This window comes from Amycolatopsis granulosa (genome assembly GCF_011758745.1).
GTDB lineage: Bacteria > Actinomycetota > Actinomycetes > Mycobacteriales > Pseudonocardiaceae > Amycolatopsis_E > Amycolatopsis_E granulosa.
In genome coordinates this window covers 805329-820810 of sequence record NZ_JAANOV010000001.1, presented here as the reverse complement: position 1 = coordinate 820810, position 15482 = coordinate 805329, and the positions used below count along the sequence as shown (strand labels likewise).

Genomic DNA, 15482 nt, shown 5'->3' with positions numbered 1-15482 from the left:
TTCATGTCCCGCCCCGGCAGGTGACCTCGCCGTGGTCGAGGACCTGGCCCGACACGTTCTGGAACAGGAAGCCGGCACTGCCGTTCGACAACCGCAGCTGCAACGCCCCCGAGCTCGTGCGGGTGTTGTCGAACCCGGCGGCCACGCGCGGATCGGTGCGCGCGAACGGGCTCAGCCACTGCCCGGCGGTACCGGCCACGATCGACGTCACGCCGGTGGCGCTGACGGCGCCGTCCCCGTCGAGCGGTTGCCAGCGCTGGTAGTTGTGTGCGTGCCCGCTGAGCGTGAGCGTCACGTGGTGGGCCGCGAACAGCTGCCAGTACGCGGTGTACTCGGTGGCCGGGGCATCGGCGTCGAGGGTGAAGATCGGCCGGTGGAAGTAGACCAGGGTGCAGGGCTTGGTGTTGCGCGTGAGGTCGCCGGCGAGCCATTGGTACTGTGGCGAGGTCACCGCGCCCTGGCCGTACTGTGCGGTGTCGTCGAGGCTGACGAAGTGCCAGGCGCCGATGTCGTAGCTGTAGTAGTGCGGGATCCCGCCCCAGTAGTCGATGTAGGGCTGCGCGGTGGGACTCAAGGTGTACTCGTGGTTGCCGACCGTCGGGTTCGTGATCGCGCGGAAGCGGGAGAAGAACGAGCCCTGCTCGCCGTAGAAGTTCAGCAGTTCCTCACTCGACGCCTGCTCGTAGACGTCGCCGAGGTAGAGGAACAGGTTGGGGTGCCACGAGCCGATCAGGCCGGCCACCTGCTGCTCCCGGGTCAGCCCGGACGCGCCGTCGCCGCCGGCGGCCACCACCAGTGGTGCCCCGGGGGCGGGCGGCGTCCCGGTCGACGGCGTGAACGGTGGCGGTGGCGGTGGCGCGGGTGTCGGCGCGAAGGTCACCGGCAGCGCCAGCGGTGGTGTCGCGTAGCCACCGCTGAAGGACACGCTGGCGGACAGGACGTGCCGCCCGGGGGCGAACAGGTAGGTGTGCAGGGTGAACGAGTACGGCGACTGCTCGTCGGACAACAGGTAGGCCCCGTCGAGGCTGTAGGTCACGCCCTCGACGTCGGGAGCCGGGCCGGACACGGCCACCGTGGCGCGTACCGTGGCGGGGCCCGGCAGGGTCGCGCCCGCGGCCGGCGCGGTCAGGCACAGGGTGACGCGGAATGCCTGCGGTGCCACCGACGATGTGCACGGCGGGTAGCCGCCGGCCACGGACGGGCTGTCCGCGGCGGCGAGCCCGACCACGAGTACCAGCACCGCGACCACGGCGGAGACGAGCGACGCCGGGCTGGTCATGCCGGTTCACCACCGTCCGCCACCACCACGGCGACCGAGCGCCGGGCGAGCCCCTGCGCGATCGTGGTGAGCAGCCCGGTGGTCACGAGGTAGGCCGCGCTGGACGCGATGGCCGCGCCCACGGCGCCCGCGCGCGGGATGAGCACGAGGTCGAGCGCCACGGTGACCAGTGCGCCGGCGCCCATGCCCCACGAGTTCGCGCCGGGCCGGCCCCGGCCGCACAGGTAGGCCGACGACACGGCGGCGGCTCCCTCGACGGCGAGCCCGGCCAGCAGGATGCACGCCGGCAGCACCGCCGAATGGAACGCCGGCCCGTACAGCACCGGCAGTGTGATCACCGACGCGCCCGCCAGCAGCGGCGCCATGGCCGCGGTGCCGGCCACCGCCCGGGGCAGCAGGCGCTGCACGTCCGCGTCGGCCGCGGCCGGTTCCTGCCGGGCGAAGCGCGGGTAGAGCACGTAGTTCAGCGCGGTCGCCGGCAGGCGCATGAGCTCGGCGAACTTCGAGGCGACCGCGTACACCCCGACCACCGCCGGACCGGCGAGCACGCCGAGGATCACGAAGTCCAGCCGGAGGTTGACCAGCATCAGCAGGTTGCCCAGCTGACCGCGGGCGCCGTAGCGCAGGATGGCGAAGCCGAGCGGCAGGCGCGGCCGTGACCAGTGGCGGAAGAAGCCGGTGACGGCCAGCCGTCCCAGCGCCGTCCCCGCGGCCGCCGCACCGCCGGCGATCATGCCGGCCACCACGGCGTCGATACCACGCAGCCCGGCCAGGCCGGCGATGCCGTAGGCAGGCAGGAACAGCAGCTCCTCGCACACGATCACCAGGTTGGCCCCGCGCATGTCGGCGGCGCCCTGGCAGCAGGCCTTGCCCCAGACGGTGATCAGCTGCGTGACCACCGTGGCGGCCATCAGCGCGACCACCCGCAGCGGCGTGGCGGTGAACAGTTCCCGGTGCAACAGCGGTGCCGCCACCAGCCACAGCACCGTCGCGATGCCCGCGCCGAGGACCGCGAGGACGGTGAGCGTGGGCCGCAGCCGCGGGTCGTCGCGGTAGCCGCCGGCGATGAAGAACGTCGAGGCGACGGGCAACCCGCAGCTGAACACGACGGCGAACAGCCAGGGCAGCACCCGCAGCAGCGTGTACTCGCCCAGCACGGTCGGTCCGCCGATCCGCGCCACCAGCACGCTGGCCACGGCGACGATGAGCAACGCGGTGCCCTGCGCGGTGAGGTTGAGCAGCGCGCCGCGGCGGCCGAAGGGACTGCCCGCGCTCGTGCCCCACCAGCGCCGCGCCACGCCCGGCACGTCGATCCTCATCGGGATCCCCGCCCCGGCGCTGGCTGATCGGCGTCGGGCCGGGAGGCCAGCACCGCGACGAACACCAGCAGGATCCACACGAAGCGGAAATGCAGGACCTGGTAGTAGGTCCCGGCCACGGCCATGGCCAGCAGGGCGGCGACGAGCCCGGCCGGCCGTGCCACCTCCGCCGCGAACCCCGCAGCCGGTGGGGCGCGCAGCGCGCGGCTCGCTCGCCAGGCCGCCACGAGCACGAGCAGCACCATCCCGGCCGCCCCGGCCACACCCCGCTCGGTCAGCGCGGCCAGGTAATCGTCGTGCGCTTCCTTGGCGTACGGGTAATTCCGGTCGATCAGCAGCTGTTTCGTGGTGCGCGGCCCGCTGCCGAGCACCCCGTCCGCGTGGTACAGCCCCATCGACTCCTGGATCAGCAGGGCTCGCTGCGAACTGCTGCCGTTGCTGCGCCCGAGCGAGTTGACCAGGTAGGACTGTCCCGACTGGAGCGCCCAGGTCTGCACCTGTGAGAACGGGACGAGCCGCAGGCCCAGTCCGGCGACGGCGGCCAGCGACACCGCCAGGGCCAGCGCGCCCACGAGCCCGCGCCGCCGGTAACTGGCGACCAGAGCGAGGAAGCCGAGGCCGATGCCGAGCTCGAGCACGCCCCCGTTGGACTCGCTCAGCACGATCGCCCAGACCAGCATCGCGTAGCCGAACCAGCGGGCCGCCCAGTGCCGCGGGCGTTTCGCCGCGAACACCACCAGCAGCGACACCACCCAGTAGGCCGACGCGTAGTTCGGATCGCCCAGGGTGAACAGCAGCCGGTTCCCCTCGGCCGCGGAAATGCCCTCCAGGGGCGTGATGTGCGCAAGCGACGCGACCACCAGCACCGTCGCCCAGACGATCGAGGAGTAGGCGAACGTGGCGGTCAGCATGCCGAGCACACCGGGACGGCGCGCGATGTTGTACAGCGCCACCGCCCAGGCGATCAGCACGAGGTCCTGGAAAACCTCCAGCAGGGACGTGCGCGGCAGCGGGCCGGCCAGCCCGGCGATCCCGCCGGCCACGATCATCAGCCCGAAGGACAGCAGGTACGGCGCGCCGAGCTTGCGCCCGCTGGTCGCCGCCCACAGGGCGACGAACACGATCGTGGCCGCGGTGAACAGGTCCACCGGCGAGCTGTTTCCCGGCCCGGCCGGCCGCAGGATCGGCTGGAACACCATCGCCCCGGCGGCGGCCAGCACGGCCGCGCGCTCGGCCGTCCCCCGCGCCGGACGGGGGAGCTCGGCGAGCGCCGGCAGCGGCCTGGTCCGCACCGTCATGACGGCACCTGCCCGGCGAGCCGCTCGAACACGCGCACCTGCTCCTCCCCGAACGCGCGGTCGGTCGCTTCGGCCGCCACCGCGGCGAGCTCGGCGAGGACGGCGTCCCGGGCGCAGCCGGGGGTCATCCCGACCCGGCGGAGCCCGGTGTGCAGGAACTCGCGCACCAGCCGCGGATACCAGCCCTCGCCGTCGAGGGCGTAGCCCAGTGCCGCGTCCGGACGGCCGGCGAGCAGCCCGGGATGCCCGCGCACCTGGCGGCCGGGCGGGGTGTGCTTGGCGAGGTACTGCGAGTAGGTCAGGACGAAGCGGGCCACATCACGCACCGGGCTGCCCGCGGGCTCGGCCCATTCCCAGTCCACCACGCCCGTCACGGCGCCCCGGTCGAGGAGGAGGTTGCCGGGCCAGAAGTCGCCGTGCACCGCGGTCCGCGGGCCCTGGTGCCGCCCCAGCCGCTGCCGCAGTGCGGCCAGCTGGTCCTGCACGCGCTGCCCGCCGTCGGGCCGCGCACCGAGCCGGTGCCGCAGCCTCTCCGGTACGCCGGGGGCGAGGTCCAGCGGCGCCACCCCGTCCGTGGTGCCGGACTGGAACGCGGCGAGCCACGCCCCGGCCGCGGAGAAGTCCGCGCGGACGGTCGCGGGCCGGCTGGTGTGCCCGCGGCGGTGGTAGCCGACCAGCATCGGCGTACCGGGCACCGCGGTGGTCACCAGGGCGGGCGAGCCGTCGTCGGACAGAACCGCGACGACCTCGGGCACCGTCGCCCGCACCGGGCCGAGGGACAGCCCGCCGATGGCGCGCAGCCGGTCCGCCTCCCGCAGGACCCGCGCGGCGCCCGCGGGGTCGGACGACACCTTCGCCGCGTGGCGCGGCCACCGGCCGTCCGGCGCGAACAGCAGCAGCAGGATCCGCGCATCCGGGTCGTGGCTGTGCCGCAGGACCAGCAGCCGGTGCCCGGCGGCGAGCCGGTCGAACCGTCCCGTGGCACCGGTCGGGGCCCGCAGGTGCGGCGCCAGCCGCCACGACACCGGCAGGCGCAGGGCCTGGCGGGCCGCGCCGAACACCCAGCCGGGCAGCGTACTGCCCGGCGGCGCGGCGAGCAGGCAGGTCCGCACGTACCGCAGCACCGACGGGTCCTCCTCGGCGACCACGACGGGCCGCCGGCGCGACGGCAACGCCACGAACCGCCGGCCCGGCGGCAGCACCGCCTGCCAGTGCGCCGGTCCCGTGTGCACCGCGGGGGAGCTGGTCATGTCAGCACCGCGAAGGGCCGGAGCCGGGCCACCGGGCGGACCAGGCCGTTGCCGGTGAGGATGCCGAGCGCCGCGTCCACCCCGTGGTCGTCCAGCTGCGCGACCTCCCGCGGTGCGGCGTCGGTGTAGCCGTAGCGCAAGGTGTGGCGTCCCCGCGGGTCGGGGCCGGACCGTCCATTGCGGACGAATTCGCTGATGATGCTGCCGGTGCCGTGGCAGGCGGTGTAGAGGCTGCGGTGCGCCTGCGGTGCTGGCACGCACAGGAAGGACGAGGTGCGGTTGGTCCCGGGCACGAGCAACGGCTGCCCGGTGCCGGCGAACGCGGGATGCCCGCTCATGAGCTCGGCCGGCCACGCCCGCGCCGCGTTGTGCCGGTGCACGAACGCGGGCCGGCCGTCGACCGTCTCCTCGTAGACCGAATTGTGCGGCGAGTCGACCACCAGCCGCAGGGACGCGCCGAACGCCTCCCGGGCGAAGCGGCGGAGCGTGGCGTAGGTCGCCAGGCGGTAGGCGAACCCGTAGTTCATCGACAGGCGTTGCGCCAGCATCACGCGGCGGCCTTCGTCGCCCTCGATGGGAATGGACGGGCAGCCCACCGAGAAGTACGTGGCGTAGCGCTGCCGTGCCCGGGCCAGGCTGCCCGCGCCGGCCAGGTGGGTCAGCGGCTTCTGCAGAGCCATCTCGGTGCGCAGCAGGCGGGACGCGGACTTGCGGCGGGCGTACATCTCCCCGATCTGGCCGGTGAGCACCCCGCCGCCGTTGTGGAACTGCATCGTCACCTGACCCACGTGCACCCCGAGGTGCTCCGCGATCTCCGGCTCGAACACCTCCTCGACCTGCTGCAGCTCCAGGAAGTGCGTGCTCGGGCCGATGGAGCCGAACCGCAGGCGCGCCAGCTGGACGCAGATCCACGGCAGCTCGCGGCGGGCGCGGGCGGCGCCACCGTATTCCTCCACCGGCAGCCGGCCGAACTCCTCGACCCGGTCGATGTCGTGGCCGTCCAGGTCGTACCGGTGCGCGGCGAAACCGGCCCCCTCGACCGCGGCGCGCAGCACCTCGTCCCGGGTGAGTTCGAACCGCCAGCCGGGCGGGTTCGGATACCGCTCGCGGACCCGCCGGTAGAAGTCGTCGATCGCCGGCACGGCCGGTGGTTCGATGTCCAAAGTGGCCAGTGCCATGCCGCAGTTGAGGGCCGCGTCGGTCAGCGTCGGGCGGATCGCGTCGCGCGTCGCGACGGCGATGCTGGAGGGCATCTCGGACTTTTCCTTGTGGCAGAAGTCCGGCAGCACCACCGGCGGCGCGGCGAGGTCCGCGGCCGCCGTGCCCGCGCGCACGCGGTCCAGCAGCGCCGGATCGGCCGGCGCGTCGGCGTTGTCGAACACCGTCAGGTCCGCCACGGGGTCGCCGGTGGGGTGGGTGAACACGTCTACGCGCACGGGGACTCCTCGTGATCGGCAGTGGTGGGTGTGGCCTGGTAGGCGGCTTCCAGCGCGTCGGCCAGCGCACCGGCGCCGTAGCGGGCACCGACCTGGGCCCGTGCGGCGTGCGCCAGGCGCGCCGCCTCACCCGGACGGTCCAGCAGGTATGCGATGGCGGTGGCGAGCAGGTCCGGGCGCTCCGGCGGGACGAGCAGCCCGGTCTCGCCCGGCCGCACCACGTCGGGCACGGCGTTGACCGCGGTCGCGACCACCGGCACGCCCGCGGCCATCGCCTCGACGATCGCCACGGGCAGGCCCTCGTACCGGCTGGGCAGGGCGAACACGTCGAACGCGGGAAGCAGTGCCGGCACGTCGGACCGTTCACCGGCCAGCACGATGCGCGTGTCCGGGTGGGCCGCGCGCGCGAGCACCCGGACCCGCGCCGCCAGCTCACCGTCGCCGATCCACGCGCCGACCACGTCCGGCCGGTGCAGCGCCGTCATCGCGGCGATGAAGTGTTCCGGGGCCTTCTGGTAGGACAGCCGCCCGACGGCCCCCACGACCAGCGCCGAGTCGGGGAGCCGCAGCGCGCGGCGGGCCCGCGGCCGTGCCTGCGGCGAGGGCGGGAGCACGTCGGCGGCCACGGGCACCGCGATCGTGCGGATCCGTTCCGGCGGGAGCAGGCCACGCCGGATGGCCTCGACCGACACCCCGGTGCCGACGCACAACGCGATGTCGGTGATGCGGCCGAGCCTGCGCTCGATCCGGACGTAGGCCTGCCGCCGCAGCGCCGGCTGGAACTCGTGGAACGGGAAGCCGTGGTAGGTGTGCACGATCCGGGGCACCCCGGCGCGATGCGCGGCGATGCGGCCGATCGCACCGGCCTTCGCGCTGTGTGTGTGGACGACGTCGAACCGCCGCCGGGTGAACAGGCCGGTGAGCCGGTGCAGGGCCACCAGGTCGTCCCGGGGGGCGATCGGGGCGCGCAACGCCGGCTCCCGCACCACTTCGACACCCGCCTGGTCGAGCAGCCGGTCACCGCTGCCGGCGATGATCGTCACCTGGTAGCCGCGGGCGGCCAGCGCCTCCGCTCCACGCAGCGCCACGATGCCCGCGCCGGCCTGCAACCGGGTGATCACCGTGGCCACCCGCGGCCCGCTCATGACGTCACCGCCGCCGGCCGGCCGGTCGCCGGTGCCAGCAACTCGGCGAGGCCCGCGCCCGGCCGGGCACCGAGCACGATCTCGCACGCGGGCAGCCGGTCGGCCATGGCCACGGCGACCTCGCGGACCGGCGGGTGCGCGGGCCCCAGCCCGGTACCCAGGGCCAGCGTGGCGGCGAACGCCCAGTACCGCCGCAGCTCACCGGCCATGTAGGTGCCCGCGGTCAGGGCTTCGGCCGCCGCCGTCGCGGCCAAGGGCCGCACCACGGGCTGTCCGGCTCCGGTGCGGCTGAGCACGACCAGCCGGTCGGGGCGCAGCACGCCGATCCGGCCCGGCAGGCCGCGTTCCCGGCGGCCGTAGGCCATGCGGCGGCCCCCACCGCCCTCGACCCGGACCGGTTCGACCACCCCGTAGACCTGGTCGCCGTCGCTGACGCACAGGTTGTCCGAGCAGGCCTGTTCACCACCCGCCACCGCGTCGAGCAGGAGCGTCGACCGGCCCATTCCGCCCGGCCCGGCCAGCAGCGGGACCGTGCCGGCCGCGGTGACCGCGGCGGCGTGCACCGGGACCCGGCCGCGGCGGCCCGCCCACCACAGCGCCGGGTACTGCAGCAGCGCGGCGCGCGCGAGCAGGTGGAACCGGGACCGCAGCACCCGCGCCGCCACCCGTTCCCGGTGCGGCGGCCGCCACCGGGCTTCCACCCGGAGCCGGTCCGCACCGGCCGTCACCCGCAGGTCGAAGCCGCTCCCGCAGGCGTTGGTCAGCACCACCGCACCGGCCCCGCGGTAGGCGCCCCTGGTCAACGGCACGGCGCCGGTCACGCGGAACGGTTTGCGCCCGGTGACCACGGATAGCTCGATGTCGGCCGGCTGCCCGTCCGCCGGCTGCCATGCCCCGGGGCACGCCTCGGTGAGCAGGTCGGCCACCCAGCCCCGTGGGCAGTCGGCGAGCAGCCGTTCCCCGGCCTGGATCATCATGGCCCGCATCAGAAGTCGTCCGGGTACAACGTGCCGAACAGGGCCCGGGGGGACGGCGGCCGGCCCCGTGCGGCCGGCCGGTAGCCGGGGACGAGCTTGGCGAGCCAGTCCCCGACGGCGTCGTCGTCGTTGCGCTCGGCGGCCTCGTAGAGCTCGCCCAGACCGGCGTCCAGGTCCGGCGGCACCGGCTCGCCGCGGGTGGCGAAGATCCGCGGATGGCCGGTCGGGATGCGCCGTTCCGAGGCGCTGAACAGGACCTCGCTCAGCTTCTCCCCGGGGCGCAGCCCGGTGAACCGGATCACCACGTCATGCGCGCCGACCTGGGCGGCGTAGGTTTCGACCAGGGACCGGAGCCGCACCGGAGCGCCCATGTCGAGCACGAAGGTCTCGCCCGTCTCGGCCATCCCGGCTGCCTCCAGGACCAGCCCGACCGCCTCTTCGACGGTCATGAAGAAGCGGTCCGCGTCGGGGTCGGTGATGGTCACCGGTTCGTGCGCCGCGATCTGGTGGGCCAGCACGTCGAGGAACGATCCCCGGCTGCCGAGCACGTTGCCGAACCGCACGGACCCCGCCACGGTGCTGTTGCCCGCGTGCCCGCGCACGACCAGCTCGGCGAGGCGTTTCGTCGCGCCGAGCACCGACGTGGGCGCCGCCGCCTTGTCGGTGGAGATGAGGACGAACCGGTGGGCGCCGTGGGCGGCCGCCGCGTCGATCAGGTGCTGCGTGCCTTGCACGTTGGTCTTCACACCCTCGCAGGGATGCCGCTCCAGCAGCGGCAGGTGCTTGTGCGCGGCGGCGTGGAAGACGATCTCCGGGCGCAGGGTCGCGAAGATCTGGTCCACCCGGGCCCGGTCCCGGATGTCGGCGACGATCAGCTCGTCGGCGTCGAGCAGGGCCTCGCCGGTGATCTCGAGCTGGAGCCGGTGCAGGTTGGACTCGTCGTGGTCCAGCATGAACAGCGCCTCGGGCCGGTAGGCACGCACCTGACGGCACAGCTCGCTGCCGATCGAGCCGCCCGCCCCGGTCACCAGCACACGCCGGCCGCGGATCAGCGTCGGGGTGACCGTCCGGACCACGTTGATCTCGGCGCGCCCCAGCAGGGTGGCGGGGGAGACCTCGTAGAGGTCCTCGGCCCGGCTGCCGCGCTGCACCGCGGCGTGAAATGTCGGCAGGTAGCGGACCCGCGCCCCGGACAGGCTCGCCTCGCGCAGCAGGGCGGCCAGCTCCACCGGCGGCAGCGACGGGATCGCGACGATGACGACGTCGACGGCCTCCGCGCGCACCAGGTCGGTGAGCTGCGCCAGGCGGCCGAGCACCGGCAGCCGCGCGACGTGCCGCTTGCGGACGTCGTCGTCGAGGAAACCGATCGGCACCAGGCCGTAGGACGGGGTCTGCTGCAGATCGTGGGCCAGCGTGCGGCCGGCGTCGCCGGCTCCCACGATCAGCGTGCGTGCCGCCATCCCGGGACTGGCACGATGGCGTGAACGCCAGTGGGTCAGGGGCATGGGTCACCTCCGGTCCGGGCGAGGCTCGCGATCTGGTCGCAGACGTAGTCGACGTCGTCGTCGGTGAGGCCGGGATGCAGCGGGAGCGACAGGAGCTGCGGGAACACCTTGTCGGCCACCGGCAGGCGCCCGCAGGCGTCCGCCCCGAGCAGCGTGCGGAAGTACGTGAAGTGGTGCACCGGGATGAAGTGCACCGAGGTGCCGACGCCCCGCCCGCGCAACGCCTCGGCCAGCGCGTCCCGGTGCAGCGGGTACGGCGCGGCGACCCGGACCGGGTAGAGGTGCCAGGCGTGCCGGCCACCGGACGGGCGGGGCGGCGGGATGATTCCGGGGACGGCCGCCAACTCCTGGTCGTACCGGGCGGCGAGCTCCTCGCGCCGCCGCTGCCAGTCCGCGAGATGAGGCAGCTGGGCTCGCCCGATCGCGGCCTGCAGGTCGGTGAAGTTGGCCTTCAGCCCGTCGGCCGTGACGTCGTAACGCCACTGCGCGCCGGGCCCGTAGCGCCGCCAGGCGTCGCGGCTCATCCCGTGCTGGCGCGTCTCGCGCAGCGCTGCGGCCAGCGCGGGGTCGGTCGTGGTGATCGCGCCGCCCTCCCCGATCGGAAGGTTCTTGGTGGCGTAGAAGCTGAAGCAGGCCGCGGTGGACGCCGCCCCGACCGGCCGGCCGCCCGCCGCGGCGCCCAGCCCGTGTGCCGCGTCCTCGACGACCCGTCCAGCGGGCAGACCGGCGGCCCCGGCCAGGGCCGGGACCGGCACCGGGTAACCGGCCATGTGCTGGACGACCATGGCCGCGGGCCGGACCCGGTCGGCCACCGCGGCGACCGTGGCCGCATCCACCGTCAGCGTCTGCTCGTCCGCGTCCAGCAGCACCGGGCGAAGTCCACTGTGGATGATGGCGTGCACCGCGCCGCAGAAGGTGAGGGCCGGTGTGAGCACCGGCGCCCCCGGCGGCAGTCGCAGTGCCCGCAACGCCAGTTCCAGCGCCGCCGTGCAGGAGCTGACCGCGACGGCTTCGGGCGCGCCGAGCCAGCCGGCGAACTCGTCCTCGAACGCCAGGGTCTGCGGTCCGGTGGTCAGCCACCCGCTCGCCAGCACCCGCGCGACGGCCTCGTGCGCCTCGGGCACGATGTGGCACCGCGCGTAGGGCACGGTGCGCGTGCCCACCCCGGCGGTCATGACCCGCTCCACGCGACCGGTGCCCGTGGCGTGCCGAGCGCCCGGTGGTAGGCGCCGAGCAGCCCGCGTGCGAGCGCGGGCAGCTGGGCGTCGGCAGCCGATGCCGGGGGGCGGCGGTCGCGGCGGGGCAGAGCGCCGTCGAGGACGGCCTGGACGGCGGCCGCGATCGCCGCCGGATGCGGTGGCACGACCAGACCGGTGCGGCCGAACCGCAGCAGTTCGGCCGCACTGTCGCTGGTCGCCGCGATGAGCGGGATCCCGGCGGCGACCGCGGCGGCGCCCGGGTTGCACGCCGTCAGGCCGAGCCCGGCGGCGACGAACAGGTCCGCGGCGACGAGCAGTTCCTCGAACGTGACGGGCCCACCGGTTCCGTGGTGGATCACCCGGACGTCGGTCCGGTGCAGCGCGCGGATCGAGTCGGCCCACCCGGGCACGCTCAGGCCGGGGCCGCGTTCGCACCCCACCACCAGCGCGACACCGGGTGCGATCCCGAGCCGGGCGCGCACGCTCGACCGGTCCCGGTCAGCGGCGGCCCGCCCCGGTGGTGGCGCGACGACCGGCAGCTCGTGCAGCCGGGCACCGTCGACGACCCCGGACGCGACCAGGACCCGGGCCGCCGTCCGCCCGTGCACCAGCCAGGTCTCGGCGCCGCGGGTGAACCGCCGCTGCCGGTGCACCCATCCGGCCGCGGCGGCCAGGCCCCTGCGGTCGAGCAGCACGCGGTCGACGGTGTGCACCCGGCGCGCCCGGCCCGCAGCGCGCCCCGGCCCGGCCTCGCCCACCGTGTGCACCACGTCGGCCGGTTCGCCCGGGCGCGCCAGCCGGATCTGGCGGGCGTCGGCGAGCGCCGCGGCCGCGCGTTCGAGCACACTGGCCAGGCCGTCGACCGCCGCCACGCAGTCCAGCCGGACCCGGGGTGGCTCATGGGACAGGGCCGTCACGGGCGCGCTCCCCGCCGGCTGGTCCGGCGGCCGCGTTCGCGCCGGCGGAGAGCCCGGGTGCCCAGGACGCCGAGCACCGGCCAGCCGGTGGCGGCGGTCAGCGTGCGCAGCCCGTGCACTTCGCGGTGGAGCATGAAATCGGGCGTGACGAACAGCAGACCGCTGTGCGCGGTGTCCGCGGCGGTGCCGATCTCGGGCAGTGCGCGAACCTCGATCGCCTGGTGGTTGCGCCGCAGCTCCAGGACCGGCTGGAAGGTGGCGGTGCGGCCGTGCCCGGCCAGGGCCTCCGGCTGTGGGGCAACCCCGGGTGCCCCGGGCACACCGTCCGCCGCTGCCGGCTCGTCCCCGTTGTTGCGATCGATGGACAGGCGGCTCGACAGCTCCGCGGCGATCGCGGACAACCGCGGCGCGGGCAGCGGTCCGGCCACGACCACCCGGTCGGTCCCGGTGCGCGTCAGCGTTTCGCGCAGGCCCACCAGGGTCACGTCGTCGACGGGGGGTGCGCCGTCCCCGTCCCGCGGGCGCGCCAGCCGCCCGAGGTGCACCGTGCCCAGCTCGCGGGCGACGTCTCGTCCGCCGGACACCCGGGGACGCAGCATCTCGAGCCCGGTGGCGAGCAGCAGCCCCGCGACGAGGCCGGCGATGCCGGCGAGACCGAGATCGGTCGCGAGCCGGGACGGCGCCCGCACGGCGGGGCCCGCCAGGGAAATGGCCGCGGCGGAACCGCCGTTCGTGAGCACGGTCGACTGCAGCTGGCGCAGTGTCGCACCGATGTCGTTGAGCTGCTGGTCCAGTGTGCTCAGCTGGGCGGACAGGTTCGCGGTGTCCAGGGCACTGCCGCCCGCCGCGAGCCGCGCCGCGACCTGCTGGCGCTGCGCCAGCAGGTCGCGCTGCTGGTTGGTCAGCTGGGTGATCAGACCGGCGGCGCGGGGATCCCCCGTCCCGTTCAGGAACGTGACCAGCTGGTTGCCCAGCGCGCCGGCGAGACCGGTCGCGACCTGGGGGCTCGGGTCGGTGATGCTCACGTTGAACACCGCCGAGCTGCCCAGCCGCGTCACCGCGACCTCGTTGCCGGCCACCTGGTCGGCGTTGCGGTTGGTGATGCCCGCCTGCCGGAGGGCGTCGTTGACCACACTGGGACTCGTCGCGATCCCGGCGACGCGGTTGAGCACCGCATCGGCCTCGGTGTCGGTGCTGGGCGGGGTGCTCGACGCCTGGATCCGGCTGGTGGCGACGTAGGCCGGGACCGCCAGTGCCTGCAGCGCGGCGACGACCAGCAACGGCAGGGCGACGGCGCACACCAGCAGGCGCCAGTGCCCGGCGAACGTGCGGCGCAGGGCCTCGTTGAGCTCCATTCGACCACCTCACAAGTGACGCGGGCGGACCAGATGTCGACGCTAAGCGCGGGCCGTGGTCGGCGACTCCTACCGATGGGGTAGATGCGTTACCTCAGATGCGGGCCGGTGGTCCCGCAGGCCGATCACGGCGGCGCCGTCGGGCGGAGCCAGGCCGGCCGCGCGCACCTTCTGGACCGCTTCCAGGCGGCTGTGCACGTCGAGCTTCGACAGGATCGCGCGGATGTGGCTGCGCACGGTGTGCGGCGACAGGAACAGCTCCGCCGCGATGCGCGCGCTCGACCAGCCGGCGGTCATGCCGGTGAGGACGTCGCACTCGCGCGCGGTCAGGACGTCCAGCAGCCTGCTGTGCGCCCGCGCGCGGCCGATGTCCTCGCGGAGCTGGTGCAAGACGGTGCCGAGCAGGTCGGCCGGGAAGAACGCCTCGCCGCGGCACACCCCGGTCAGCACCGTGACGAAGTAGCGGGCCGAGCACTGCTTGCTCACCCAGGCCGCGGCGCCCGCCCGCGCGACGTCGGTGGCCTGACGGGGATCGTGCGCGGCGGTCAGCACGACGACGCGGGCGCCGGGTGCCGCGGCCAGCAGCCGCTCGACCAGCCGGCCCGGCTCCATGTCCGCGGCGGCGACGTCGACCGTGATCACGTCGGGCTGCAACACGGCGACCAGCCCGGTCAGCTGCGGGTCGCGGATGGTGCCGTGGCCGACCACGTGCAGCTCTGGATCGTCGGCCAGCAAGGTGGCCAGGGCGTCCGTCAGCACCTGGTGGTCGTCCACGAAGAACACACGCGTCCGCTCCATCGGCACATCGTGGGCGCCGCCCGTGGGCCTGTCCTCATGCGTTTGCAGGTGACCGGCACCCCCAAACGCAGGAGGGCACCGGGCGCGCCGGAGCCGATGCTGGCAGGGCGATGGAACGAGTTCACGGCACCACCCGCACGGCCCGCCGCTTGGGTGGTCACGCACGCCGGTGGCCGGCCGCGGCTGCCGTGGTGACCCTGATCCTCACCGCCGCGTGCACGACCCCGTCCGCGTCACCGCCGCCGGCGTCACCACCACCGGCCGCGCCGGAACCGCCTTTCCTGACGGCAATTCTGGACACCGATATCGAAAACACCGCGGCCCAGTACGGATTCCGGCTCGTCGATGTCACGCCGGCCGAGCTGTCCGCGGTGCCACCCGGACAGCAGGGCCTGGTGTGGCTGGGCGGATACGACAACCAGACCTGTACCTGGTCGTGGAGTGACGCGCAGATCGCCGCCCTGTTCGACGAGTTCCGGCTCGCCGGCTCACCCCGGACCCGGGCGTACTTCCTCGCCGACGAACCGAACACGGCGGGCACCTGCCCGTCCGCGGCGGCCGACGTGCGTGCCCGCGCCCGCCTCGTCCGGTCACTCGATCCCGATCCGCGCCACTTCACCCTGGCCAACATCGACGACCCGGCGCAGTTCCGCGCGTTCGCCGATGCCGTCGACGTGATCGCCACGGATCCCTACCCCTGCCGTACCGGCCAGGCGTGTGACTGGTCCCTGATCCCCGCCTACATCGCGGCACTGCGGGCGGCGGGTGTGCACCGGTACCTGGCTCTGCTCCAGGCTTTCGGCGCCGGCAAGTGGCGCTGGCCGACCGCGGCCGAGCTCGAGCACATGATCGCCCAATGGCAGAAATCGGACTGGAGCGGGCAGATCACGTTCGCCTGGAGTTACGGCGGGGGCCGGCTGATCGACCATCCTGACCTGCTCTCGGTGCTGCAGCGGTTGAACGCCGATCCGCATTTCCCGTTCCCGCAACCATGATCGTGGCCT

The 15482-nt window shown here is 74.4% G+C and carries 13 protein-coding genes; 1 reads left to right on the top strand and 12 read right to left on the bottom strand.

Going from position 1 to position 15482, the window contains the following annotated elements; all coding sequences use genetic code 11:
- Position 1 precedes the first annotated feature (1 nt).
- From FHX45_RS04035 to FHX45_RS03980, 12 genes are all read right to left on the bottom strand, one after another.
- The gene (locus FHX45_RS04035; protein ID WP_167096754.1) at positions 2-1279 is read right to left on the bottom strand and encodes an Ig-like domain-containing protein; all 1278 of its coding nucleotides are present in this window, start codon (positions 1277-1279) and stop codon (positions 2-4) included.
- Positions 1276-2598 (bottom strand): oligosaccharide flippase family protein, encoded by a 1323-nt coding sequence (locus FHX45_RS04030; protein WP_167096752.1) that lies wholly within the window; start codon positions 2596-2598, stop codon positions 1276-1278. Before FHX45_RS04030 ends, FHX45_RS04035 begins: the two co-directional genes overlap by 4 nt.
- Positions 2595-3896 (bottom strand): O-antigen ligase family protein, encoded by a 1302-nt coding sequence (locus FHX45_RS04025; RefSeq protein WP_167096750.1) that lies wholly within the window; start codon positions 3894-3896, stop codon positions 2595-2597. Before FHX45_RS04025 ends, FHX45_RS04030 begins: the two co-directional genes overlap by 4 nt.
- Positions 3893-5146 (bottom strand): phosphotransferase family protein, encoded by a 1254-nt coding sequence (locus FHX45_RS04020; RefSeq protein WP_167096748.1) that lies wholly within the window; start codon positions 5144-5146, stop codon positions 3893-3895. Before FHX45_RS04020 ends, FHX45_RS04025 begins: the two co-directional genes overlap by 4 nt.
- Entirely contained in the window at positions 5143-6582 is a 1440-nt protein-coding gene (locus FHX45_RS04015; RefSeq protein WP_167096746.1) for an RtcB family protein, read from the bottom strand. The genes FHX45_RS04020 and FHX45_RS04015 overlap by 4 nt, the downstream gene beginning before the upstream one ends.
- A complete protein-coding gene (locus tag FHX45_RS04010; RefSeq protein WP_167096744.1) occupies positions 6573-7727 on the bottom strand; it encodes a glycosyltransferase in 1155 nt (384 codons plus the stop codon). The genes FHX45_RS04015 and FHX45_RS04010 overlap by 10 nt, the downstream gene beginning before the upstream one ends.
- Positions 7724-8713: a hypothetical protein gene (locus FHX45_RS04005; RefSeq protein ID WP_167096742.1), complete on the bottom strand. Its 990-nt coding sequence runs from the start codon at positions 8711-8713 to the stop codon at positions 7724-7726. The genes FHX45_RS04010 and FHX45_RS04005 overlap by 4 nt, the downstream gene beginning before the upstream one ends.
- Positions 8713-10209 (bottom strand): polysaccharide biosynthesis protein, encoded by a 1497-nt coding sequence (locus FHX45_RS04000; RefSeq protein ID WP_167096740.1) that lies wholly within the window; start codon positions 10207-10209, stop codon positions 8713-8715. The genes FHX45_RS04005 and FHX45_RS04000 overlap by 1 nt, the downstream gene beginning before the upstream one ends.
- A complete protein-coding gene (locus FHX45_RS03995) occupies positions 10200-11384 on the bottom strand; it encodes a DegT/DnrJ/EryC1/StrS family aminotransferase (RefSeq protein ID WP_167096738.1) in 1185 nt (394 codons plus the stop codon). The genes FHX45_RS04000 and FHX45_RS03995 overlap by 10 nt, the downstream gene beginning before the upstream one ends.
- On the bottom strand, positions 11381-12325 hold the full coding sequence (locus FHX45_RS03990) for a glycosyltransferase (RefSeq protein WP_167096735.1): 945 nt from the start codon (positions 12323-12325) through the stop codon (positions 11381-11383). Before FHX45_RS03990 ends, FHX45_RS03995 begins: the two co-directional genes overlap by 4 nt.
- Positions 12322-13680, bottom strand: a complete 1359-nt coding sequence (locus FHX45_RS03985) for a YveK family protein (RefSeq protein WP_167096733.1) — start codon at positions 13678-13680, stop codon at positions 12322-12324. The genes FHX45_RS03990 and FHX45_RS03985 overlap by 4 nt, the downstream gene beginning before the upstream one ends.
- 69 nt (positions 13681-13749) lie before the next feature.
- Positions 13750-14478: a LuxR C-terminal-related transcriptional regulator gene (locus tag FHX45_RS03980; protein ID WP_167096731.1), complete on the bottom strand. Its 729-nt coding sequence runs from the start codon at positions 14476-14478 to the stop codon at positions 13750-13752.
- A 110-nt stretch (positions 14479-14588) separates the two neighbouring features.
- On the opposite strand from FHX45_RS03980, the gene FHX45_RS03975 reads away from it, so the two are divergent.
- Positions 14589-15473 (top strand): hypothetical protein, encoded by an 885-nt coding sequence (locus FHX45_RS03975; protein ID WP_167096729.1) that lies wholly within the window; start codon positions 14589-14591, stop codon positions 15471-15473.
- Positions 15474-15482: the final 9 nt, after the last annotated feature.